This window comes from Candidatus Hydrogenedentota bacterium (genome assembly GCA_012730045.1).
Lineage (GTDB): Bacteria > Hydrogenedentota > Hydrogenedentia > Hydrogenedentales > CAITNO01 > JAAYBR01.
In genome coordinates this window covers 80,005-102,568 of the sequence record JAAYBR010000143.1, presented here as the reverse complement: position 1 = coordinate 102,568, position 22,564 = coordinate 80,005, and the positions used below count along the sequence as shown (strand labels likewise).

The following is a 22,564-nucleotide window of genomic DNA, read 5'->3' as shown; positions in this document are numbered from 1 at the left end:
CCGGACTCCGCAGCCGCAACACGCCGCAAAAAGGAACACACCCCATGAAGGTTGGCATTATCGGGTTTGCCCGGTCGGGAAAGACCACCGTCTTCAATGCCCTCACCGGGGCAAAGGCCGCCGTGGGCGCCTATGGAAGCCGCGAGGCGAATGTGGCCGTCATCAAGGTGCCCGACGCCCGCGTGGACGCCCTCTCGGAGATTTTCAAGCCGAAGAAGCGGACCTACGCCGAGGTCGAGTTTCTGGACATCGCCCCCAACGAGGCGGCGGGGGAGGAGAAGGCGCTGGACGCGAACGCCCTGACGGTGCTGAAGAATGTGGACGCCCTGGTCCATGTCGTCCGCGCCTTCGCAAACCAGGCCGTCAGCCACCCCATGAACTCCGTGGACGCCGCGCGGGACACACGGGCCATGGAGGATGAGCTGGTCCTCACGGACCTCATCGTCATCGAGCGCCGCATCGAGCGCCTGGAAAAGGAAAACCGCCGGGACCGGGAGCATGAGCTGATGGTGCGCTGCCGGGCGCATCTGGAGGAGGGGCGCCCCCTGCTGACGCTGGAGCTGGACCCGCAGGAGGACTCCCTGCTCCGCAGTTTCACGTTCCTCTCCCGGAAGCCCATGATGCTTCTCGCCAACTACGGCGAGGACGGCATCGGCGCGGAGAACCCCAGCGGCCTGGACTCCATCGCCCGAGACCTCGGGCTGGTGCTGATCGAACTGTGCGGCGCCATGGAAATGGAGGTCTCGCAGCTGCCCGAGGAGGACCGCGCGTCCTTCCGCGAGGAGCTGGGGCTGGGCGGGGAGTCCCGCACGCGCTTCATCCAGACCGCCTACAGCCTCCTCGGCCTCATGAGTTTCCTCACCGCCGGCGAGCCCGAGGTCCGCGCGTGGACCATCCGCAGGGGCACCCACGCCGTGGACGCCGCCGGGGTCATCCATTCGGACATCCAGCGGGGCTTCATCCGGGCGGAGACCGTCGCCTATGACGACTTCATGGCCGCCGGGTCCATGGCCAAAGCCAAGGAGAAGGGAAAGGTGCGGCTGGAAGGCAAGGACTACGTGATACAGGACGGGGACATCCTGCATTTCCGTTTCAACGTGTGAAAACCCAAGGCCGACGGCGTGTCGAAACCCGCCGTCGGCCTGCCACCTAATACCCGCAGACGCCCTCCCGCGTCCACACGCACTAACGCAAGTCCTGTTTCCTGCTCACCCGAGACGCAAAACAACTCACACAACAGTACATGCGCTCCCTAGCAATAAAGACTTGCGCCTTGGTGACCTGCATATTTTGTGCCAACCCCGACACAAGAAAACGATCGGTTCGTTTTTCGCCGCACACATCCAAAAATATCGTTATTTGTCTGTTTGTAAAAATGGCGGCGTGACGTGGCATGATTACCAAGAACAATTATTGTCAAAGCGCGGAGGGGCAACGCCCGTTGAAGGAGGGAAAACCCCAGCAAGAGGGGGGAGGAGAGGGCACCCCTCACAGGCTGCCAGCACCACGCCGGGGGGCAGGGCCAATGTCAGAGGCGGCTCCTAGTCTCTGAGACGCTTCTCCAGGCGGGGATGGTCAGGGGCCCCGGCGGCGAGGGCCGCCTCGTAATGCGTGCGGGCCTCCGCCTCCTCCCCCTCTTTCTCGGACAGCCACCAGGCCAGATTGAAGTGCGCCTCCGCATGGTTGGCGTCGCGTGCCAGGGCCTCCCGCACCATGCCCATGGCCTCCTCCACATTCTTGGCGTGGCCAAGATTGACCGCCATCACGTTCAGGATGTCCGCGCGGTCCGGGGCCATCTGCTGCCCCTGCCGCAGCAGGTCGTTCGCCTCCGCGTGCCGCTTGCGGCACATGGCGTTCCAGCCCAGTGTCAGATACCCGTCCGCCGTCTCCTCCAGCTCCAGCGCCGTCATCACCCCCTCCACCGTGCGGCGGACGTTCCGCTCGAAGGACTCCCGAAGATGGTCCCCGCCGTCCGTGGTCCACTGGCCGATGGCGTTCTCCTTGATGGTAAGCCGCGGCGCGGCGATGTTGGGGGTAAGCCGGTTGGTCGGGTCGCTCAGACGCCGGCTGGCGAGCACGGGGCCGCTGTGCACCGTCACGGTGTCCCGCCAAAGGAGTTTCCCGCCGGGCAGGGCGCGCAGTTCCCCCGCGATGCGCGTGACCAGCGTGCCCTCGGGTCCGAAAACGCCGCAGGACAGGTCGAGGTCGAGCACCTGCGAGTGGCCGGACCGCGCCAGCCCCTCCCAGCGCGCCTTCTTTGCCTCCTGCGGGTTGTTGTAGCCGGCCGCAGTGCCCACGGGGGCCACCCGGCGCGCGCCTTCGCCCAGATGGGCCGCCAGCGCGTCCGCGAGCCGCTGCTCAAACACCGTGCCGGGGCTGTACTCGCCCAGGGCGTCGGAGATGGCCTTCGCATACGCCGCGTCCTGCGCCGCAGAGATGCCGAATCCAAGCACCGTGCCCGCGCTCCCCAGTATCTGGAGGGTTTGGCGCACGGGGGAGGCCGCAACCGTCAGTTCCTCCCGCGGATTGTTGATGGACCAGGCGATCTTCTCCGCCCCCGTCAGGGCGGAGAAGTCCGCCTGACGATCCTTCGCACAGCCCGGGGCCAGGAGAAGGCCGGCGGCGGCAAGGGCGAAAACGCGGATGTTTTTGCGCATGTCATGGTTCCTTCCAGAATCGTCGCGGAGCGGCCGCACCACAGCCTCCGCAATCACCGCCGGTATTCTACCCGGATCGGGGGGCAAACCCATAATGTCCGGCGGCGGATGAACCGGGGGCCGGGTTGCGGCGCGCCTGACAGCCCCGGGCAGGCCCGCCCGGGGATCGCGTTTCCTTCGGCAACCGGAAGAAACCTATTGCGGGAAAGCGGGGCAATACGGTATAGTTAACCGACAACGGGTGCGGCGCACAGGGGCATGTCTTGCAAGTGCCTGTAAACAACGGGGATCGTTATCATGAGCCGGATTTTAATCGTTGACGATGAAGTGGATCTCACCGGGTTGATCCAGACGAAACTGGTCGCCGAGGGGCACCAGGTGTTCGTGATCAACACGGGGGAGGGCGCGTTTGAATACGCCAAGCAGGTCAAGCCGGAAGTCTGCCTGCTGGACATCATGCTGCCCGGCGCGACGGGCTATCAGATATGCCGCCGCATGCGCAAGGACCCGGAACTCTACCGGATCGCCATCCTGATGCTGACGGCGCTGGGCGAGGAGCCGGAGATCATCCACGGGCTGGAGCAGGGCGCGGACGACTATCTCTCCAAGCCCTTCACCCTGGAGCGGCTGATGGACAAGATCGGCTCCCTGGCCGCCCTGCTGACCACGCTGGACTACCGCAACCGCGTCTCGAACCTTCCCGGCACGGACGCCCTCAAGCGCGAGATCAACCACAAGCTCGCGCGCGGAGAGGCCATCGCCTGCGTGTACATGGACATTGTCGGCTTTGAGGGCTACTGCAAGAACCGCGGCCAGGAGAGCCAGGGAGAGGTCATCCAGTCCTTCTCCCGCACCCTGCTCTCCCTCACCCGTTCCCTGGGCATCTACGAGTGCTTCCCCGCCCACATGGGGCGCCAGCATTTCATCGTCCTGCTGAAGCTGGAGGACCGCGACCGCTTCTGCGAGGGGCTGGCCGAGACCTTCGACAAGGAAAGCCGGTCGTTCTACACGCCCGAGGAGCTGAAAAACGGCTACGTCCTCACCACGGACGCCCAGGGCCGCGAGGTCCGCTGCCCCCTGATGGCCCTCTCCATCGGCGTTGCCCACACCCAGTACCGCCAGTTCAAGAGCGCCAAGAAAATCTTCGAGGCCCTCGCCCAGGTCCGCCAGAAGGCCCAGCCCACCGAGGGCAAGAGCGTCATCTTCATGGACCGGCGCAGAACGGAGCGGTAGCCCGCTCCCGGGTCACCGGGGACGGATCAGCAGCTCCTCCCCGGACACCTCCCAGCCGACCTTGTCCGTCGGCCACTGGCGCAGCATGAGGTCCATCACCTCGGCCACGCGCGCCCCCTTGAACACGCAGGGCGACACCGGCACCTCCGCGAAAACGGACTTCGCCGACACCACCACGCCCAGCTGCCGGCTCAGGGGGGTGAGCACGTTCTTCAGGGGCTTCGGACGCGCCGAAAAGGCCGTTTCCGCCGGGTCGCCGCCCGGCTCCGGAAGCACCGCGTCCACCACACGGTCCACCACGGCCCGCTGCTCCGGGGTGAGCGCGTCCGCGTTCAGCAGGAGGGAGGGCGGCGTCACGTTCCGGACGGACCGGAAGAACAGCGCATTCCCGACGGCCTCCACAGCGTAGGCCTCCCGGGGGACCCGCGCGGAAATCCACACCGCCTCCAGGATCCCGGACAGGGGGGCGGGCCCCAGGAACAGCTCGCCGCACCGGGTCTCGGAGAGCTGGTTGTCCGCCACCAACGTGACCCCCAGATTCTGCGAAAGCACCGAAAGCACGTTGTACATCGGGGTCTTTCCCCCAAACGCGACCGTGCCGGTCAGGGCGGCTGTCTCCGGAGGCAGGCTGCCGGACAGGTCGGTCTCCAGCAGGGGGGCATATTCGGACGGCAAAATCACCCAGACGTGGGGGAGGGGAAGAGCCTCGCACTGGACCGCCTCCGCCACACGGCCCGCCAGTTCCCCGTAGGGGGCGTTCTTCACCGAGAACGCCGGGACGGAACGCTCCTCCAAACCGTTGATCAGCACCAGCCCGCCGCCGACCTCCTCGCCAATCCGGCGGACCAAGTCCCCTGCGGGCATCGTCTCCGGCGCGAAGGAGACGGCGGGAAAGGCCGGCTGCGCCGCCGCCGGGCCGCCCTCCTTCGATGGGGGCGCCTTGTCGGCGTTCTTCCCTGAGGAGGCGCAACCCCAGAGGCACGCCAGGACGCAGAGAAGCGCGGCCATCCCGGCCAGAAGCGGAAAAGACGGGTGTCGTGCGGTGTTCATCATGAAAGTCTCTATATCCCGGGGACGCCCCGGAGTTCCCCCCGGCCCGGTCCGGCGCGGAGACCGCAGCCATTCTGACACCCCCCCGGTGTTGCCGTCAACCGCGCCGGGCCGTATAATGGAAGCATGACTTGGCTCCTGTTCATGCTTCTGGCGCAGACTTCCCAGGCGGACGCCCTCTTCGCGGGGGCGGTGCCGCAGGATGTCCCCACGTTTCGCGTGAGCGAGAAGGGCGGGACGCCCCTGTACGCGGGGCTGAAGGTGGACGGTGCCTGGGTGCGCGAGTCCGGCACGGATTTCGCGCCCACCCAGGAAATCGAGGTGTACCCCGACACGCCCTGGGGGGCCCAGGAACCCTACCGCACCCTGGGCCGCCGTTTGGAGATCACCTACGAGACCGGCGCCATGCGCCGTGAGCGCCTCCGCAAGTCGTGGGAAGACCTGGGCTATGTCTTCCGGGAGACCCCCGGCGGATGGCGGCCCATCCTCAAGGACGACGCGGACCACGCGGACCGTGCGCGGGCCCTGGTGGAGGCCGTCCGCAGACAGCCCGCCGCGGCGGCCGAGAGCGGCGCAGGCACCGCGCCCGTCGCGCCACAGGAAGCGGCGCCCGGCGGCGGCAGGGGCCGCATCCTCGCGCAGGGCGCCTTCCTCCTCGCCGTGGGCGGGGTGCTGCTGTGGCTGGTGGTGAAGAAGCTCATCCTCGGGGAAAAGCCTTGGACGCCGGTTCAGTGAGACACTGAAACGGCACGACCCGCCCGCCGGGCGGACAGGAAGCATGCATGCTCTACACAACGTTTGGACAGACCGGAGAGACTGTTTCCCGCCTGGGTTTCGGCGGGATGCGCTTTGAAAGCTCCACCGACCTGGACACCATGGCGGAGGTGGTGGTTCACGCCCACGAGCGGGGCATCACCTATTTCGACACCGCGCCCGTCTACTGCGACGACAAGAGCGAGGAAATTTTCGGCATCGCCCTGAAGCAGATGCGGAAGAGCGGAAAACCGCATTACATCACCTCGAAGACCATGATGGCCAAGCCGGACGACGTGCGCGCCCAGTGCGAGCGCTCCCTGGAGCGCCTGGGCGTGGACGCCATTGACTTCTACCACGTCTGGTGCCTCGTGCAGCCGGAGGACCTGCCCGCCCGCAAGGCCGAGGGCGTGCTGGACGCCTTCCGCAAGCTGAAAGAGGAGGGGCTCATCCGCCACATCAGCGTCTCGACGCACCTCGAACACGACAAGGTGGCTGCCATGCTCGACCAGGGCGAGGGCCTCTTCGAGGGCATGCTCATCGGCCTCAACGCCCTGAACCATTTCCTGCGCTATCCCGGCGCCCGCGCCGCCCACGAGCGCGGCCTGGGCGTCGTCACCATGAACTCCCTCGGCGGCGGCCTCCTCACCCGGCACGCCGACCGCTTTCCCGCCCTAAGACGGCCCGGCGACCCCTCCATGGTGTACGCCGCCCTCCGGTTCAACCTCTCCCTGCCCGCTGTCACGGTGGCCCTGGTCGGCTTCCGCAACAGGCAGGACGTGGACGAGGCGGTGGACGCGGTGGAGCGCGTGTCCCTCCTGTCGGAGGCCGAGGTCGAGGCGACGCAGCTCGCCCTGCGCGACGCCTACCGCGACTTCTGCACCCAGTGCGGCTACTGCGCCGACTGCCCGGCGGACGTGCCGGTGGTCCGCCTCATGGAGGCCTACAACCGCCGCCTCCTCGACGGCCCCCAGGCGGCCCTCGACCAGATGCGCTGGCACTGGTGGACCCCCGACGTGGAGAAGCTGCTGGAGCCCTGTGTCCGCTGCGGCCGCTGCGAGGAGGAATGCACGCAGCAGCTTCCCATTCTCAAGCGTTTTGACGACCTGCTGGCCGACTACCAGGCCGCCCAGAAGTAACCCAATAGACTGACCGAAACACCCCAGACAAAGGAACCCGCCCCATGCATCTCATGGCCAACATGTACCAGGAATCCGGATCGTTTCAGGAGTACTCGCGCCGCTACTTCGCCCGCGTGATGGAGGTATGCGCCTCCGCCGACGCCGACCGCCTCGCCGCCGTCGCGGAACTCCTCGACAACGCCCGCACCAGCGGCAGCGCCCTCTACTTCATCGCCAACGGCGGCAGCGCCGCCACGGCCTCCCACTGGGTCAACGACCTGGTCGTCGGTGCCACCCTGGAGGGCAAGCCCGCCTTCCGCGCCTACTGCCTCACGGACAACGCCTCATCCGTCACCGCCCTTGGCAACGACAGCTGCTTCGAGAACATCTTCGCGAACCAGCTCAAGGTCCTCCTTCGCCCCGGCGACGTGGTCTTCGCCATGTCCGTCAGCGGCAACAGCGAAAACATCATCCGCGGCGTCGCGGCGGCCCGCGAATGCGGCGCGAAGACCGTCGGCATCGCCGGCATGGGCGGCGGCCGCCTCATCGAGGCCGTGGACATCGGCGTCCTGCTGCCCAGCACGGCGGACGAGTACGGCCCCGTCGAGGACGCCTTCGGCGTCATCGAGCACCTGCTCGCCACCTGGCTCACCATGAAGGGCGGCAAGTGGATGCACCACTGAGGCGCGGGGAGGGGCGCACAGCGCTCACCCGAAAGGTCAAGAGTCCCCCTGTGCCATAACCCCGCTGGTGCACAGCGCGAAGCGCCTTGGAGTGCGGCAGCTTGCTGCCGCCTTTCTTCGCGGGGGCTTGCCCGCGCGCGGAGTTTCGGGACGAACCAGGGCAAACCGTTGCCACACGGGTTTCGTGACCGCCCGGTCTGGAAGGCGGCAGCAAGCTGCCGCACTCCAAGGCGCGCTCCGCGCGCGTGTCGGTGCGCCCCCATCCCGTCCATTCCGTCCATCCCGTCCATCCCGTCCATTCCGTCCACTTCGTCCACTCCGTCTACCCTGTCCACCGGCCGGTACTTGTTGCACCCCTGCGGCGGCTTTGCTGTACCATGTGGGCGGAGAACTCTGAACCTCATGGTGCCGCTTATGAAAACTCATTTCGTTGCGTGTGTGCTGGGGCTGGCCGGGGTGCTGTGCGCCGGGGGCGCGCTGGGCCAGACGTCGGTGGTGTCCGGCACGGTGGTCACGCCGGAGGGCGGGCCGGTGGCGGGGGCGCGGGTCTCTGTGGAGCCGGGGCTGGCGGGGGATCTGCTTTCCACCGAGGCGGACGCGTCGGGGGCCTTCCGGTTTGAGGGGGCCTTCTCGGGCGAGACGGGGGTCTTCGCGTTCGCCGAGGGGCGGGCCTTTGGCGGACAGCATCTGAACCTCGCCCTGGGAGAGGAGGTGGGCGGGCTGCGCATCGTGCTGGACCCGCCTGCGGCCGTGTCGGGAAAGGTGACAGACGAGAAGAACGCGCCGCTCGCGGGCGCGCGGATCACCCGCATCGCCCTGACGCACGGGGCGAAGGTCGGCATTCCGCTGTCAAAGCTCGCACCGTTCGGCGTGCGCGAGCCCGTGACGGACAAGGACGGGCGCTTCACCGTGACGGGCCTGCCCGCGGGCGGGCGCGTCGCCCTGAAGGCCGGCCATCCGGACCACGCGCAGGAGGCGGTGGAGGACATCGTGCCCGGGGACACGAATGTGACCGTGCGCCTGTCGCGGGGCATCCTGGTGCGGGGCATGGTGCGCCTGCGGCGCGACCAGTCGCCCGTGTCGGGGGCGCTGGTGCTGGCGCGCAGCGGCCTGCCGCCCCATGACACCTCCCTGGCAACCACCGACGGCTTCGGCGCCTTCACCCTGCGGCTGCGTCCGGGCGCGTATCTTGCGCAGGCGACGGCCAGCGGCCAGTCCACGCCGGGCTGGCAGCTCTTCACCGTGACGGGCGAAACGCCCGAGGTGTCGGTGAACCTGGGCCTCGCGGGCACGGGCACCATCCGCGGCGCCATCGCCGACGCCGCGGGCGGCAAGGGAATCCCGGGCGCGCGCATCCGCCTGGAGAGCCACGGCAACATCGCGGCGGTCGTGCGCTCCGGCGCGGACGGAACGTTTTCGGTGGCGGCGGCGGAGGGGGAGAACACGCTGTTTTTCGAGTCCACGCCGGGCTACCTCCCGCCCGAGCCGCGCGCGGTGCGCGTGGCCGTCGTGGCGGGCGGCGACCTGGAGCTGCCGGGCGTGTGGCTGGCGCCGCTGCCGGTCTTCCGGGTGCAGGTGCTGGACGAGGACGAGGAGACGCCGGTGCCCGGCGCGGTGGTGTCGCTGCTGCGGCCGCGCCAGTTCGGCTGGCTGGCCGCCGACGCCGAAGGCTGGGTCGAAATCCGGATCGGGGGCCTGCCGGAGGACGGCCGCATCTACGGGACCGTGCAGCACCCCCGCGCGCCGAAGGGCGCGGTGTTCGCGCTGGACCGGGCCGCGGCCCGCGACACGGCGGTGAAGCTGCTGCCCCTGGCCTCCCTGAGCGGGCGGCTCGTGGACGGCAAAGGAAAACCCCTGGCGAACACGCTGGTCGGCGCGGCCTTCGCCGACGCGTCCCCCGGCGACCCCCTGCTGCTCTGGCGCACGGCCACGGACAAGAAGGGGGCCTTCCGCTGGAACGCCCTCGTGCCCGGCGTGCCCCAGCGCCTCGCCGTCGCAGGCGCGGGCGATGTGCCCCCCGAAAAGGCGGTGCAGAACCCCGCCCCGGGGGCGGACACAGACCTGGGCGACCTGACCGTGTCGGGCGCGCCCGCCGTCGGCGGGGCGGCCCCCGTCGGGCGGGACGCCCTTGGCGCGTTCCAGAAGGTCTGCGGCCCGGCGGTCGCGGACGACAAACCGCTGGTCGTGGTGTTCTGCGAGGCAGGGGAGGCGCAGGCGGTGGTCGAGGGCCTGCAGAACGCCCTCTCCACCGCGGACCTTCTCAAGAAATGGCAGCCGGCCGTCGTGGTCCGGGGGGGCCACGCCTGCGACAGCAGCGTCGTCTCCGTCCACGCGGGCGGCCCCGGCGAAACGGGCGGCACCGTGCTGTATGACGCGAAAGGCCGGGTGCTTCTCCGCACTTCGGGGTTGCCGCCCCTTTCCAGCCTGACCGCACTGCCCTAGGTATTCGCACCTTGAAGGAATCCCGGATGCGCACACTTCGCGCCCTGTCCATCCTGCTGCCGGCACTGATCGCGGTCCTCTCCCCGCAGGCGATGGCTGGGGTGTCGCTGGGCGGCACCGTCGTTGATGCGGAGCAGAAACCCGTTGAGGGGGCGGATGTCTGGGTCGTCCAGGGGGCCGCGGTGGGGCGCACCCGCACGGAGTCCTCGGGCCGTTTCGGCTTTGCGGACCTGTCCGTGGCCCACACCCAGCTCGTGGTGCGCAAGGAGGGCCTCGCCCTCGGCGGCAGCACGGGCCTGCTGACGGCGGACGAAACCGTGGCCATCACCCTCGGCCCCGCCGCCTCGCTGTCCCTGCGGGTCACAAACCGCGACTTCCTGCCCGTGCCCGGCGCGCGGGTGCGCAGCATGGTGGTGTCGGACCAGTTTGCCGTGCCCGTGGAGCAATTGTCCGAAAACGGCTTCCCGGCCCTCCGCAGTGACGACGGCGGCGAACTGGCCATCCCCGGGCTCCCCCCCGGGGGCTTCGTGAAACTGGTGGCCGCCCACCGCAAATACGCCGACTCCAGCGTGGCCTATCTGCCCGTCCAGGAAAAGCGGCGGGACATCCAGCTCTACGAGGGCACCGCCGTGCGCGGCCGGGTCACAGACCCCAAGGGCGGTGGCGTGCCCCGGGCGTGGGTCTCCGTGCTCCAGACGGGCATCGGGGGCCAGCGTGAGGAGGCGGGCGCCTGGACCGATCCCGAGGGATTCTACGCCCTCCGCGTGGCCGAGGGGGGCTACCTCATCACCGCGCGGCACCCGGACCACGCGTCGCCCCTCCCTGCGGGGCTCGACGTGAAGGGGGAGGAGGTCACGCACGACCTGGCCCTTCCGGAGACCCGCATCCTCTCGGGGCGCGTGCTGCTCCCCGGCAAGAAACCCTGCCCCGGCACCCGCGCCGGGTTCCGCGTGGAGGGCGTCCTCTGCGAGGAGGGCCTCACAGACGACCAGGGGGTGTTCCGCCTGCGCGTGGGCGTGCCGGAGGGCGACCTGCTCATCGCCCCGCCGCCGGGATACCGGACCCGGGCCCTGCCGCGGATTCCCGTGAACCTCGGCGACAAGCAGGAGCTGCGCCTGGAGGACATCCAGCTCGCGGAACTGCCCCGGATCACCGGCACCGTCCAGCCCCCCAGGGACACCGAGAGCGACGGGCGCATCGTGATCACCTCCCTCGACCTGCCCCAGCCCATCCGGCTGCTCGCCGGCCCGGAGGGCGGTTTTGACATCCAGCTCGACTACCAGCCGGAGCAGAACGAGGTGACCTTCCGGGCGGAGCACGCCCTGCGCTTCCTGCGAAAGGATTTCAAGGTGTCGCTGGATGACCCGGCGGCGCGGAAGGTGGTCCTGGAGCCCTTCGAGCCGGACCTCAAAAAGCGCCCGGCCGACGAGGCCCGGAACAACCTCTCCGCCCTCGTGGGCAAGGAGGCGCCGGACATCAAGTGCTCCGACTGGTTCAATACCCAGCCGCTCACCAACGAGTCCCTCAAGGGCAAGATCACCATCCTGGTCTTCTGGGGCGGCTTCGACAACAGCCCCTTCGCCGTGAACCAGCTCGGGGAGCTGCGCGCGCTTCATGACGCCTTCCAGGGCGTGGAGGACGTGCTGGTGCTGGGCATCCACGATGCCAGCAGCACGGCGGACGAGATCAAGGCCTTTCTGGGCCGCCACGACGTCCGCTTCGCCGTCGGCAAGGACGCCGACCCCTTCTTCACCTTCGTGAAGTACGGGATCAACGCCATCCCGCAGGTGGTGCTGCTGGACAAAAAGGGCGTGGTCCGGTATTATCAGCCCGAGTCCCGCCTGTTGGAACTGGTCAAGACACTGCGCCGCGAGTAGGCGGCCTGGAAGGAGAAAAACCATGGGTATTCTCACCGTTGCCGCGTGTTTGCTTGCCGTCGGCCAGACGTCCGCTCCGCATCCGGAGGGGGAACTGGCGGCCCGCATCGCCCTGGTCTTCAACCGGATCACCGTCGTGGACGAGCCGGCCTTTTCGGACGATTTCATTCTGGCGGATGTTCTGGTGGACAAGAGCCGCCCGCGGCGCTTCATGGAGTTCAGCGGCGACGTCTCCGGCCGCTTCCTCAGCGCCCTGGCCATGCTCTCCCGCGGCGGCGAGGACGACGCGCGCCTCCACCGCCTGGTCGCGGAGACGCTGAAACACCAGCGGAAGGACGGCCGTTTCGGCTATGAGAGCCTTTCTTTCAAGGCGGCGGACGTCGGGCCCGACCAGATGGCCCTGCTCTGGGGCAACGGCCGGCTGCTCGTGGGACTCCTGGAGTACGCGCAGCGGTTCCCCGAACAGAAGGAGGCCCTGGAGGCCGCCGAGCGGCTGGGCGTCTTCCTGCTGGCGGTCTTTGACGACTGCGCGAAACCGGAGGTTATGGACCGGCTGCGCGGCAAGGCCGCCAACGGCTTCATCTGCTTCACCCAGCTCAACGAGGGGCTGGAACTGCTGGCCCGCGCCACGGGGAAGGAGGCCTACCGCGACGCCGCGCGGAAGATGGAGCCCATCCTGGAGGGCAGGGGAGACCAGCACACCCACGGCTATCTCACGACCCTGCGCGGCGCGATGATGATTTACGAGACCACCGGCGACGCCGCCATCCTGAAGGCGGTGGAGGCCCGCTATCAGGACCTGTTGGATGCCGGCGCCGTGATGCCCAACGGCGGCATCCTGGAGTACTTCAAGCCCGACTACGACCGCGACGAGGGGTGCTCCGTCGCCGACCTGCTCCGGTTGTCGCTGCAGCTCTGGAAGGCCACGGGGAACGGGGCCTATCTCGAGCGCGCGGAGACCTGCCTCTACAATGCCTTTTACGCCAACCAGTTTGACACGGGCGATTTCGGACACCGCTGCTTCGCCTACAAGGGCTACAAGCCCCATCCCGGGTCCGGCCGCGCCTGGTGGTGCTGCACCATGCACGGCATGCGGGCCTTCCGCGATGTGCTGGATTCGGTCGTCACCGCGGACAAGGGCGGGGACGCGCTGCGCCTGAACCTCTGGGAGGAGGGGCGCTGGTCGGCCGGCGGCTGCACCCTGGCCGTGGCCCGGAAGGCGCACGGAAACGGCGCGGGCGCCTCGTATGAGGTGACGCTGGAAGAGGGCCCGGCGGCGGGCGTGCGCGTCCTGCTGCGCCGTCCCGCATGGGCGGCCGGGTTCTCGGTTTCGCCCGCCCCGGCGGACGGGGACAATGCGGCGGTGCCGCTGAAGCCCGGCGAAAAGGTGACGGTGGCCCTCGAATACGCCTTCCGTTTCGTGAATCCCAAAAACGAGGCGGTGGCCTGCGAGGCTCTCCCGGCGGACAAGCCGGAGCTGCTGGCGCTCTTCCTCGGCCCCTGGCTCATGGGCGTGGACGAGCGGCGCAACCCCATGTTCCACGGCGAGCCCTGGGATGAGAACGTGCTCCTGTTCCCCGAAGAGGCCGCCCTGCGCGCGGCGGCGGGGGAGCTGGAAGGGAAGGGGGCGGCCGCCTCCGGGCCGGTCCTCGGGGTCACGTACAACCACTCCGGGTTCATGGGGGAGTATGCCGTGCCCCTGACCCCCGTCGCCTCGCAGACGGCCCACGACCAGGCCACCTTCTCCTACCGCCACCTGATCCGGCGCGCGCCGTGACGGAAACGGGGGCCGGTCAGGACTCGTCGTCCGTGTAAAATGCCAGCAGGAGCCACAGGAACATCGTGACGGCCAGCAGGCCCATGAAAGCCAGATACACGTGCATGGGACAACCTCCCGGCGCGGCGGGCCGCGCGAAAAACGCCTCGCAAGGATCATAGCATGATGCAGGGAACAAAGGTGAAGATGCTGGCCGCGGCGGCCCTGCTGGCGGTGCTGGCGGCGGGCTGCGGGCGGATTGTGGACAAGGACCGCATCCGCGTGGCGAAGATGGGGGACAAGTACATCACCCGGGGCGACCTGTTCCGGCTGATCCGGGAAATGCCCGACACGGACCGGCCCAAAATCCGGACCCGCGGCGACCTCCTGCGCGTGCTGAACCACCACATTGACCAGCAGATCAAGCTGCCCCTCGGGAAGAAGCTGAAGGAGGAGGGCAAGATTGACGTGGACCGCGAGCAGGCCCGCGAGGTCTATTTTCAGGAACGGGGGGACGAGGCGGACTACCTGCGCGCCATGTGGCAGGCCGAAATCCCCGTCAACAATGAAATCACCCCCCTCATGAAGATTTACGAGCTCACACCGGACCGCCTCCGAAACCTCAAGCAGAACATCGAGGACGGGACCGACGCCGTGGTCGCCCGGCTCCTCGGCGAGAGCGCCGTCCAGTATCTCGCCGTGGAGGCCTTCAAGGAGAAGCGCATCACCATCTCAGACGAGGAGTTCGAACGCGAGTACCGCTTCTCCGGCGAAACCCTCGATGTCTTCGAGGAGATCGCCTTCCGCGCCGTGCGCTTCCCGGCCGCGCTTCCCGACGCGTCCGCCCGGGCCTCGGCGGTCCGCGCCCGCCTGGACGCCGGGGAGGGCTTTGACGCGCTGGTGGACGAATTTCTGCGGCGGGGCGCGGAGGAGAAGGTTGAGTACGTGATCGAATCGGGGATCCAGAACAACCCCGCGCTGGAGCGCTTCCGGGGGTTCTGGGAGGTGGCCTCGGGCACCGCCGTGGACACCGTCATCGGGCCCGTGTACCTGCCCGCCTACCGGCAGGTGGCCACGGACGCCCAGGGCCGCGCACGCGCCATCAACATGCCCGACGCCTACCTGGTCCTCAAGGTGCTGGAATGCAAACCCGCCCGGAAACTGACGCTGGAGGAGGCGAAACCCACCCTCGCCGCGCCCCTCATTATCGGCAAGATGATGCAGATGCTCCGGGACGAGAGCGGCGTGGAAATCTACCAGGAAAGCCTGCCCGACGTGGGCGACACGACCATGCAGGGCACCCAGCTCCTCTAAAGGGGCGGGTCACGCCTCCCTTCGGGCCGGGGGGTCTTCGCCATCCCCCGCCCCCCATGCCGACAGGAGCCCCTCCGCGAAGGCCAGCGCCAGCAGAAGCAGGCACACGGCCATCAGCTCCACGGAGAGCCAGTAGTAGGTCCCGTACTGCTGCTTCCACAGGCCGTAAAAGAAGTAGCCCGACGCCCCCGAAAGCAGCAGCAGCGACGCCCCCAGGGCGTGGGGCGGCGACTCCGCCTTTTCCGCGAAAAACAGCATGGGCACCAGCAGCATGATGTAGTAGTAGTAGGTGGCCGCCGACAGGAAGAACAGGGGCGCGAACCCCAGCATGAGGGCGCGGTGGTCCTTCAGGAAGAAGGCCGCCAGGAACGCCGCCAGCAGCACCGTGGCCTGCGTGTTCCACCAGGTGTGAAGGTGCTCCTGGTACCGCGCCGACCGGAGCTGGGGGGCCCACTGCCGGGGCGGCGTGTCCAGCGCGCGGAACCCCTCCGGCCACTCCGCCATGAGGACGTATTTGTAGCCCACCCGCCACTCGCTCACCCCCTGGTTGTGGTCACCGATCTTCTTCACGTACTCCGGCCAGAGGCCCGTGCCCCGCCAGTGCGCCGCCGATGCCAGCCCGAACCCCGCCGTCACCACCGCGAACACCGCGAAAAAGCGCAGCCACCGCCGGTCCATGCCCCCGGTCCACCATCCCTGGACCGCCGTCATGCCCAGCGTGGCCGCCAGCGCGGCCAGCACCAGCACCGCGAACCCGTTGGCCGCCGCCGCCACCATCCCCGCGCCCGCAGGCCGGAACAGGGCGGCCACCCCGTGTTCGGGGGCCGACAGCCACGGCACCAGCGCCCCCCGGACCCAGAACAGCACGCACACCGCAGCCAGAAACGCCGCCGTCCCTGCGGTCAGGCGGAGAACCGCGCCCCGGCGGCCGGGAAAGCGCCGTCCGACCGCCTCAAACAGGGGGCCGCTCCGGCGTCGGCGGAATTCCCAGGCCTGCTCGGCAAGCTTGACGCCCGGCCCGAACAAAAGCACCACGGGAAAAATGCGCGACAGGACGGACCAGGCGAGCAGCCCGCCCGCCAGGCCGTGCCGCCCCTTCTTCATCAGGCACACCGAGGCCACCATCGCCGCAACCCAGTCGGTCCGCAGAAAGGCCCCCTTCATGTGCCACCATTTCATCATATAGTTCGTGCCCAGCAGCACCACCAGCAGCGCCATGGCGCGGAACCCGAAGGCCCACCAGACCAGCCCCATCGCCGCGGCGAGCAGCAGGGGGTCCAACAGGGACAGCGCGCCCATGCCCCGGGCCGACGAAGTCGGCACCCGGTTCGCCAGCAGCCCCCCCACCACCATGCCCCACACCGGCGTGCCGTTGTACCCCTTGTCCCGCAGCACGCTCGCCCACCGCGCCCCGTTCAGACGGCTGTCATCCTTGAACCAGGCCACGTCCCCCTTGAACGCCTCCCAGCGCTCCGGGGAAAAACAGGCCTTCACCGCCTCCCGGTCCGCCAGCACCGCCTCCGCCGCGACATACCCCCCCGTTTCCAGGTTCCGGATCATCTTCGACGGGTGGGCCCACTTCCGCCCCGTCTCGTCGTCCGCGATCAGCGCGGCGGCGTACAGCCGCGTGTACCCCAGCTCCGGGGCGTATTTCGAGCCCAGGTAGTAGTGGAAGAACTCATAGGCGTTCAGGTGCGACCCGTACCGGAAATAGTCGGTCTTCACATAGTTTTCCACCGCCAACACCGCCGTGACCGCCAGCACCGCCCCGAGAAACCCCGAGGCAAACGCATGCCCCGGGCCGCCCAGCCGCCGCCGCACCGCCCCCGAGGACACCACCGCCCCGGCGGCCAGCACCCCGACCGCCGCCAGCACCAGCGGCAGGTACAGCGGCGCGCCAAACGCGCCCCGCACCTGCTCTGCCATCCAATCCACCATCCGAAAGACTCCCGAGACCCCGCAAAGTCCCCCCAGTCTACCCGAAACCGCCGCACAATGCCATCCTTCGCAGCTCCTCCGTCCACCTCGTCCACGCGGTCCACCGCGTCCACCCCATTCCGCCTGAGCCCAACTCCCCCCAAAAAACGCCCCCTTGCCCCCCTGTTTCGCCCTCCTTTCCGGAACCTTTCCCCGCCATTGGGAATACACAAGTTGTGGGTGCCGTTTGCCTTTCAACGGGCGTTCAAGGCACAATAGGTGGGGATGGCCAGCCATCCGGCCACAATTTATTGTTGACACGCATTCTTGAAAGTGCTATTATTGCGCGTGGGATTGCCCCAAGAACGAGGGCAGTCGTTGGATTCATGGAGACCCGTCAATGGCGCCTCAGCAACGTTCCAGAATCTCCGGCCCGACCTGCTCCTTTTGCGGGAAACGGCACGATGAGGTGAACAAGCTCATCGCGGGGCCGGACGTGAACATCTGCGATGACTGCGTGCGTCTGTGCAGCGAGATCATCGCGGAGGAGAAGACCCGCAAGCGCCGCACCCTCCAGAAGCGGGTGCCCGCGCCCAAGGAAATCAAGGAATTCCTGGACCAGTATGTGGTCGGGCAGGACTATGCCAAGCGGGTGATGGCCGTGGCGGTGCACAACCACTACAAGCGGATCACCACGGGTTCCGAGGTCGAGGGGGTGGAGCTCCAGAAGTCCAATGTCCTGCTGATCGGCCCGTCGGGTTGCGGCAAGACCCTGCTGGCGGAGAGCCTGGCCCGGATGCTGGACGTGCCGCTGGCCATTGTGGACGCGACCACGCTGACCGAGGCGGGGTATGTGGGCGACGACGTGGAGAATGTGGTGCTGAAGCTCCTCCAGGCGTCGGATTTCGACATTGGCCGGGCGGAGATGGGCATTGTCTACATTGACGAGGTGGACAAGATTTCGCGCAAGAGCGACAGCCCGTCCATCACGCGCGACGTGTCGGGCGAGGGCGTGCAGCAGGCCCTGCTGAAGATTCTCGAGGGCACGGTGGCCAATGTGCCGCCGCAGGGCGGCCGCAAGCACCCGCAGCAGGAATGCGTCCAGGTGGACACCCGGAACATCCTGTTCATCTGCGGCGGCGCCTTCAACGGTCTGGAGCAGGTCATCCGCAAGCGGACCGGCACCAACACGGCCGGGTTCACCTCGGACATCAAGACAAAGAAGACGGCCCGCCTCGGCGAAATCCTGGCCCAGGTGCGCCCGGAAGACCTGATCAAGTACGGCATGATCCCCGAGTTTGTCGGGCGGCTGCCCGTGGTGGCCACGCTGAACGACCTGACGCGGGACGACCTTGCGCGCATCCTGCGCGAGCCGAAAAACGCGCTGACCCGCCAGTACGAGAAGCTCTTCCAGATGGAGAACGTCAAGCTCGTCTTCCAGGAGGAGACCATCACCGCGGTGGCGGAGCGGGCCATGCAGCATGACACCGGGGCGCGCGGCCTGCGCGGCATCCTGGAGATCGTCATGCTCGACCTCATGTACGACATCCCCTCGCGCACAGACGTCAAGGAGTGCGTCATCACTCCCGGGGTCATCCTGAACGGGGAGGACCCCATCATCGTGTACGAGAACGAGGGACGCCTCAAGGACCTCAAGGAGCCTCCGGAAAAGCGCGCCGGCAACGCCTCGGCATGACGCGCGCGGCCGGAAAGGCTGTCCGCCGCCCCCTCAGGGGCGGGGCCGTGCTGGCGGCCGTGTGCGTCGCTGCGCTGCTGTGCGCCTGCTCCTGCGACACCCTGCCGTCCGGCCCCGCCGCGCGGTACACCCACACCGTGGTCCAGAAGCACCCCCACGACCCGGAGGCCTACACCCAGGGCCTGCTCTGGCACGACGGCCTGCTCTACGAAAGCACGGGCATCAAGGGGGAATCCACCGTGCGCGAGGTCTCCCTGGAGGACGGCAAGGTCCTGCGGAGCCGCGGGCTGGGCGACCAGTTCTTCGGCGAGGGCCTGGCCTGCGACGGTGACCGGCTGGTCCAGCTGACCTGGCAGAACGGCAAGGGCTTCGTGTACGACCGGAAGACCTTTGAACCGCTGGCGGAGTTCCACTACATCGGCGAGGGCTGGGGCCTCACTTTTGACGGAAAGCAGTTCATCCTGAGCGACGGGACCGCCAACCTGCGCTTTCTGGACCCCGACACCTTCGCCGTCACGAGGACGGTCCGGGTGACCAGCGGGGGCCAGCCCGTGGGGCGGCTGAACGAGCTGGAATGGGTCGAGGGCCGCGTCTACGCCAACATCTGGAAAAAGGACGTGGTCGCCGTGATCGCGCCGGACACGGGAACGGTGGAGGCCTGGATTGACCTGTCGGGCCTCCTCACCCCCGAGGACCGCGCGGGACACCGGGTGGACGTGCTGAACGGCATCGCCTATGACCCGGCCACGAAACGGCTCTGGGTGACGGGGAAGAAGTGGCCCATGCTCTACGAGATCACGCTGACCGAGCTTCCCGCCGCCGCGGAATGACGCCGCCCCCCCGGCGCCTGATACAATGCCCCGCGTGACAAGAACAAGGAGTTTTCCGTGCGCGACGACCTGGGAATGATGATCCTCCAGTACCTGTGCCTGCTGTTCTCGCTCAGCGCCCACGAGGCGGCCCACGCCGCCATGGCCAACTGGTGCGGCGATCCCTCGGCGCGCCTGCTCGGGCGCATGACCCTGAACCCCGTCAAGCACATTGACCCCCTGGGCACCGTGGTGCTGCCGCTGTTCGCCATATTCAGCACATCTCCCTTCCTTATCGGGTGGGCCAAACCCGTCCCCTACAACCCCCGCAATCTCCACAACATCCGCCGGGACTCCGTGCTGATCGGCCTGGCGGGCCCCGGTGCCAATCTGCTCCTGATCCTCTCGACGGTGGTGGTTCTGCGCCTTGTGGCGATGGCCGTGGGCGTGGTGGGCGCGAATCCGGTCGTTCTCCTCCTCCTTCAGACCTTCGTCTATCTGGCGCTCATCAACGCGCTGCTCATGCTGTTCAACCTGATCCCGCTGCCGCCCCTCGACGGCCACCACCTGCTCGAGGCCGTGCTGCCCCCCAGGGCCGCGGAGCAGTTCGAAAAACTGGGCCCGTTCAGCCTCATCATCCTCTTCGTCCTGGTCTTCCAGTTCCACATCCTGGACGTGCCCATGGCCCTGCTGTCCAGGGGGGTGTTCGCCCTCGCCTTCTACGGAACCCCCCTGTACGATGTGATGCAGGGGTAGGGGAGGGCCTCGGGCGCATGAACGGAGAGATTTCCTTTGAGCGCCTGCCCGGGTTGATCCCCTATGGGGACGCCTTTGAAATGCAGCGCGCGCGGCGGGACGCTGTGGAGCGCGGGGAGGCCCCCGACACGGTCTTCCTCCTGGAGCACGCCCCGGTGGTCACCCTGGGCAGGAAGGCGGACGCCGCGCATGTGCTGGCGCCGCCGGAGAAACTCGCAGAACTCGGTGTGGCGCTCTGCCCCTCGGACCGGGGCGGCGACGTCACCTACCACGGCCCCGGCCAGTTGGTGGCGTATCCCATCCTGGACCTGCGCCGCCGGCGCTGCTCAGTGCAATGGTACCTGCGCTCCCTGGAGGGGGCGCTTATCCGCCTGCTCGCGGACTATGGCATCCCGGCGGAGCGTCTGGAGGGGCACACCGGCGTCTGGGTCGGCGGGGAAAAAATCGCCGCCGTCGGCGTGGGCATCCGCCAGTGGGTCACCTTTCACGGGCTGGCGCTCAACGTGGCCCCCGACTGGGGCCACTGGTCCCTCATTGTCCCCTGCGGCATCCGCGACCGGGGGCTGACCTCGATGGCGCGCCTGCTCGGCCACACTCCCCCGATTTCGGAGGTGATGGACCGGTTTGAGCGGGCCTTTCTGGACGTGTTTTCGGAGAGCGCCGGCGCTGCGGAGCCGGCGGGAAAGGGAAAGGAGTGCAGCCATGGCGGTTGAATCAGTGGCCTATGCCCGGGCGGGGCTCATGGGAAACCCGTCGGACGGGTATTTCGGCAAGACCATCAGCATCATCATCCGCGACTTCTCGGCCAAGGTGAGCCTGTACGAGAGCCCGGAGGTCGAGATCATCCCCAGTTTCCAGGACCGGTCGAAGTATCCGGGCATCCGCGAGCTGGTGGAGGACGTCAAGAGCAACGGCTACTACGGCGGCATCCGGCTGATGAAGGCCGCCGTCAAGAAGTTCTTTGACCACTGCGAGACCCAGGGCATCCGGCTTCCCGACCGGAACTTCTCCCTGCGCTACCGGTCCACGATCCCGCGCCGCCTCGGGCTGGCGGGATCGAGCGCCCTGGTCACCGCGACGATCCAGTGCCTCACGGAGTTCTACGAGGTGGAGATCCCCAAGCCCCTGCTGCCCAATCTCATCCTGAGCGTGGAAATGGACGAGCTGGGCATCACCGCGGGGCTCCAGGACCGCGTCATCCAGGTTTACGAGGGCGTGGTCTACATGGACTTCGACCGCGACCTCATGGAGGGCCGGGGATACGGCGAGTATGAGGAACTGGACCCGGCGCTGTTGCCGCCGCTCTTCATCGCCTACCGGACCGATCTGGGCGAGGGCTCGGAGACCATCCACAACAACGTGCGCCAGCGCTGGCTTGCCGGGGATCCGGACGTTGTCCAGGCGATGAAGGACTTCGCCGCCTACGCCGAAGAGGCCCGCGCCCTTCTGAAGGCCGGCAAAGGCCTGGAAATCGGGCCGCTCATGGACAAAAACTTCGCCCGCCGCCGCTCAATCTTCAACCTCGATCCCGGCACCGTGGAGATGGTGGAGTGCGCCCGCAGTCTCGGCGCCCATGCCAAGTACGCCGGGTCCGGCGGTGCCGTCGTGGGCATGTACTACGACGAGGAGATGTACGGGAGGCTGGTGCATGCCATGGGTGAAAAGGGCATCGCGGTCATGAAGCCCCGCGTGGAGGCGTCATGAGCTTGGAACCGGGAACCCTCTACCTCGTCGCCACCCCCATCGGCAACCTGGAGGACATCACCCTGCGCGCCCTGCGCGTGCTGTCCGGGGCCGACGCCCTCGCCTGCGAGGACACCCGCACCACCCGCATCATCTTCGAGCGCCACGGCATCACCGCGCCCGCCCACCGCTTCTCGTACCACGAGCACAACGAGGAGCACGCCGCACGCCGCATCGCGGGCCTGCTGGAGGAGGGCAAGAGCGTCGCCCTCTGCACCGACGGGGGCTGCCCGGGCATCAGCGACCCGGGCTACCGGATCGCCGCGCTCTGCCACGAAAAGGGGTACCGCATCGAGGTGGTGCCCGGACCCAGCGCCGTGACCACGGCCCTGCTGGCCTCCGGACTCTCCACGGCGAGCTTCTCCTTCAAGGGCTTCCCGCCCCGTAAACCCGGGCCGCGCCGCCGCTTCTTCGAGATGGAGAAGGACCTGCCCCATTCCCTCGTGGTCTTCGAGTCCCCCTACCGCGTGGGAGCCTGCCTCGCCGACGCCCACGCCGCCCTCGGCAACCGCCTCGCCGCCGTGTGCCTGGAGCTGACCAAAAAGTTCGAGAGCGTCCGGCGCGGGTTTCTTGCGGACCTCGCCGCCGAATTCGCCGGAAGACAGGTCAAGGGCGAGGTCACCATTGTGATTTCCGGGAACAACCCGAAATTCGCGGTCGAAGAGGACGATGACGGGGGGGAGGGGGAGTAACCCCCGCCCGGAATGCCATTCCCCGCAGACATGTTGCTACTATAAACGCAACAGCGGCAACGGGA

18 protein-coding genes are annotated in these 22,564 nt (G+C 68.0%); 15 read left to right on the top strand and 3 right to left on the bottom strand.

The genetic code is table 11. The annotated features are described in order from the left end of the window. Nucleotides 1–44 precede the first annotated feature (44 nt). Nucleotides 45–1,103, top strand: a complete 1,059-nt coding sequence (gene ychF / locus GXY15_15720) for a redox-regulated ATPase YchF (protein ID NLV42659.1) — start codon at nucleotides 45–47, stop codon at nucleotides 1,101–1,103. Nucleotides 1,104–1,541: 438 nt separating this feature from the next. Here the strand turns inward: ychF and GXY15_15715 are convergent, their stop codons facing one another. Next, complete coding sequence (locus tag GXY15_15715) at nucleotides 1,542–2,657, bottom strand: hypothetical protein (GenBank protein ID NLV42658.1); 1,116 nt, start codon at nucleotides 2,655–2,657, stop codon at nucleotides 1,542–1,544. Nucleotides 2,658–2,954: 297 nt separating this feature from the next. On the opposite strand from GXY15_15715, the gene GXY15_15710 reads away from it, so the two are divergent. Further along, nucleotides 2,955–3,890: a response regulator gene (locus tag GXY15_15710; GenBank protein ID NLV42657.1), complete on the top strand. Its 936-nt coding sequence runs from the start codon at nucleotides 2,955–2,957 to the stop codon at nucleotides 3,888–3,890. A gap of 12 nt (nucleotides 3,891–3,902) precedes the next feature. Here GXY15_15710 and GXY15_15705 read toward each other — a convergent pair whose 3' ends face one another. Further along, nucleotides 3,903–4,943, bottom strand: a complete 1,041-nt coding sequence (locus GXY15_15705; GenBank protein NLV42656.1) for a hypothetical protein — start codon at nucleotides 4,941–4,943, stop codon at nucleotides 3,903–3,905. Between the two features lie 123 nt (nucleotides 4,944–5,066). On the opposite strand from GXY15_15705, the gene GXY15_15700 reads away from it, so the two are divergent. The 7 genes from GXY15_15700 (at nucleotide 5,067) to GXY15_15670 (ending at nucleotide 14,886) form a co-directional block, all read left to right on the top strand. Then, nucleotides 5,067–5,675 carry a hypothetical protein gene (locus tag GXY15_15700; protein ID NLV42655.1) on the top strand — a complete coding sequence of 203 codons (609 nt, stop codon included), beginning with the start codon at nucleotides 5,067–5,069 and terminating at the stop codon, nucleotides 5,673–5,675. Between the two features lie 47 nt (nucleotides 5,676–5,722). Next, nucleotides 5,723–6,832 (top strand): aldo/keto reductase, encoded by a 1,110-nt coding sequence (locus GXY15_15695; protein ID NLV42654.1) that lies wholly within the window; start codon nucleotides 5,723–5,725, stop codon nucleotides 6,830–6,832. 44 nt (nucleotides 6,833–6,876) lie between these two features. Beyond that, entirely contained in the window at nucleotides 6,877–7,497 is a 621-nt protein-coding gene (locus GXY15_15690; GenBank protein ID NLV42653.1) for an SIS domain-containing protein, read from the top strand. Between the two features lie 414 nt (nucleotides 7,498–7,911). Further along, nucleotides 7,912–9,939, top strand: a complete 2,028-nt coding sequence (locus GXY15_15685) for a hypothetical protein (protein NLV42652.1) — start codon at nucleotides 7,912–7,914, stop codon at nucleotides 9,937–9,939. A gap of 26 nt (nucleotides 9,940–9,965) precedes the next feature. Further along, nucleotides 9,966–11,816: a redoxin domain-containing protein gene (locus GXY15_15680; GenBank protein ID NLV42651.1), complete on the top strand. Its 1,851-nt coding sequence runs from the start codon at nucleotides 9,966–9,968 to the stop codon at nucleotides 11,814–11,816. 22 nt (nucleotides 11,817–11,838) lie between these two features. Next, nucleotides 11,839–13,593: a hypothetical protein gene (locus tag GXY15_15675; GenBank protein ID NLV42650.1), complete on the top strand. Its 1,755-nt coding sequence runs from the start codon at nucleotides 11,839–11,841 to the stop codon at nucleotides 13,591–13,593. A gap of 162 nt (nucleotides 13,594–13,755) precedes the next feature. Continuing rightward, entirely contained in the window at nucleotides 13,756–14,886 is a 1,131-nt protein-coding gene (locus tag GXY15_15670) for a hypothetical protein (protein NLV42649.1), read from the top strand. Nucleotides 14,887–14,895: 9 nt separating this feature from the next. Here the strand turns inward: GXY15_15670 and GXY15_15665 are convergent, their stop codons facing one another. Beyond that, entirely contained in the window at nucleotides 14,896–16,824 is a 1,929-nt protein-coding gene (locus GXY15_15665; GenBank protein NLV42648.1) for a hypothetical protein, read from the bottom strand. Nucleotides 16,825–17,203: 379 nt separating this feature from the next. On the opposite strand from GXY15_15665, the gene clpX reads away from it, so the two are divergent. From clpX to rsmI, 6 genes are read left to right on the top strand one after another with little or no spacing between them, the layout of a single operon-like run. Further along, a complete protein-coding gene (gene clpX / locus GXY15_15660; protein ID NLV42647.1) occupies nucleotides 17,204–18,499 on the top strand; it encodes an ATP-dependent Clp protease ATP-binding subunit ClpX in 1,296 nt (431 codons plus the stop codon). Next, a complete protein-coding gene (locus GXY15_15655; protein ID NLV42646.1) occupies nucleotides 18,496–19,329 on the top strand; it encodes a glutaminyl-peptide cyclotransferase in 834 nt (277 codons plus the stop codon). The genes clpX and GXY15_15655 overlap by 4 nt, the downstream gene beginning before the upstream one ends. 57 nt (nucleotides 19,330–19,386) lie before the next feature. Continuing rightward, the gene (locus GXY15_15650) at nucleotides 19,387–20,064 is read left to right on the top strand and encodes a site-2 protease family protein (protein ID NLV42645.1); all 678 of its coding nucleotides are present in this window, start codon (nucleotides 19,387–19,389) and stop codon (nucleotides 20,062–20,064) included. Between the two features lie 17 nt (nucleotides 20,065–20,081). Further along, nucleotides 20,082–20,777: a lipoyl(octanoyl) transferase LipB gene (lipB, locus tag GXY15_15645; GenBank protein NLV42644.1), complete on the top strand. Its 696-nt coding sequence runs from the start codon at nucleotides 20,082–20,084 to the stop codon at nucleotides 20,775–20,777. Then, nucleotides 20,767–21,768: a GHMP kinase gene (locus GXY15_15640; GenBank protein ID NLV42643.1), complete on the top strand. Its 1,002-nt coding sequence runs from the start codon at nucleotides 20,767–20,769 to the stop codon at nucleotides 21,766–21,768. Before lipB ends, GXY15_15640 begins: the two co-directional genes overlap by 11 nt. Next, nucleotides 21,765–22,499: a 16S rRNA (cytidine(1402)-2'-O)-methyltransferase gene (gene rsmI / locus GXY15_15635; GenBank protein NLV42642.1), complete on the top strand. Its 735-nt coding sequence runs from the start codon at nucleotides 21,765–21,767 to the stop codon at nucleotides 22,497–22,499. Before GXY15_15640 ends, rsmI begins: the two co-directional genes overlap by 4 nt. Nucleotides 22,500–22,564: the final 65 nt, after the last annotated feature.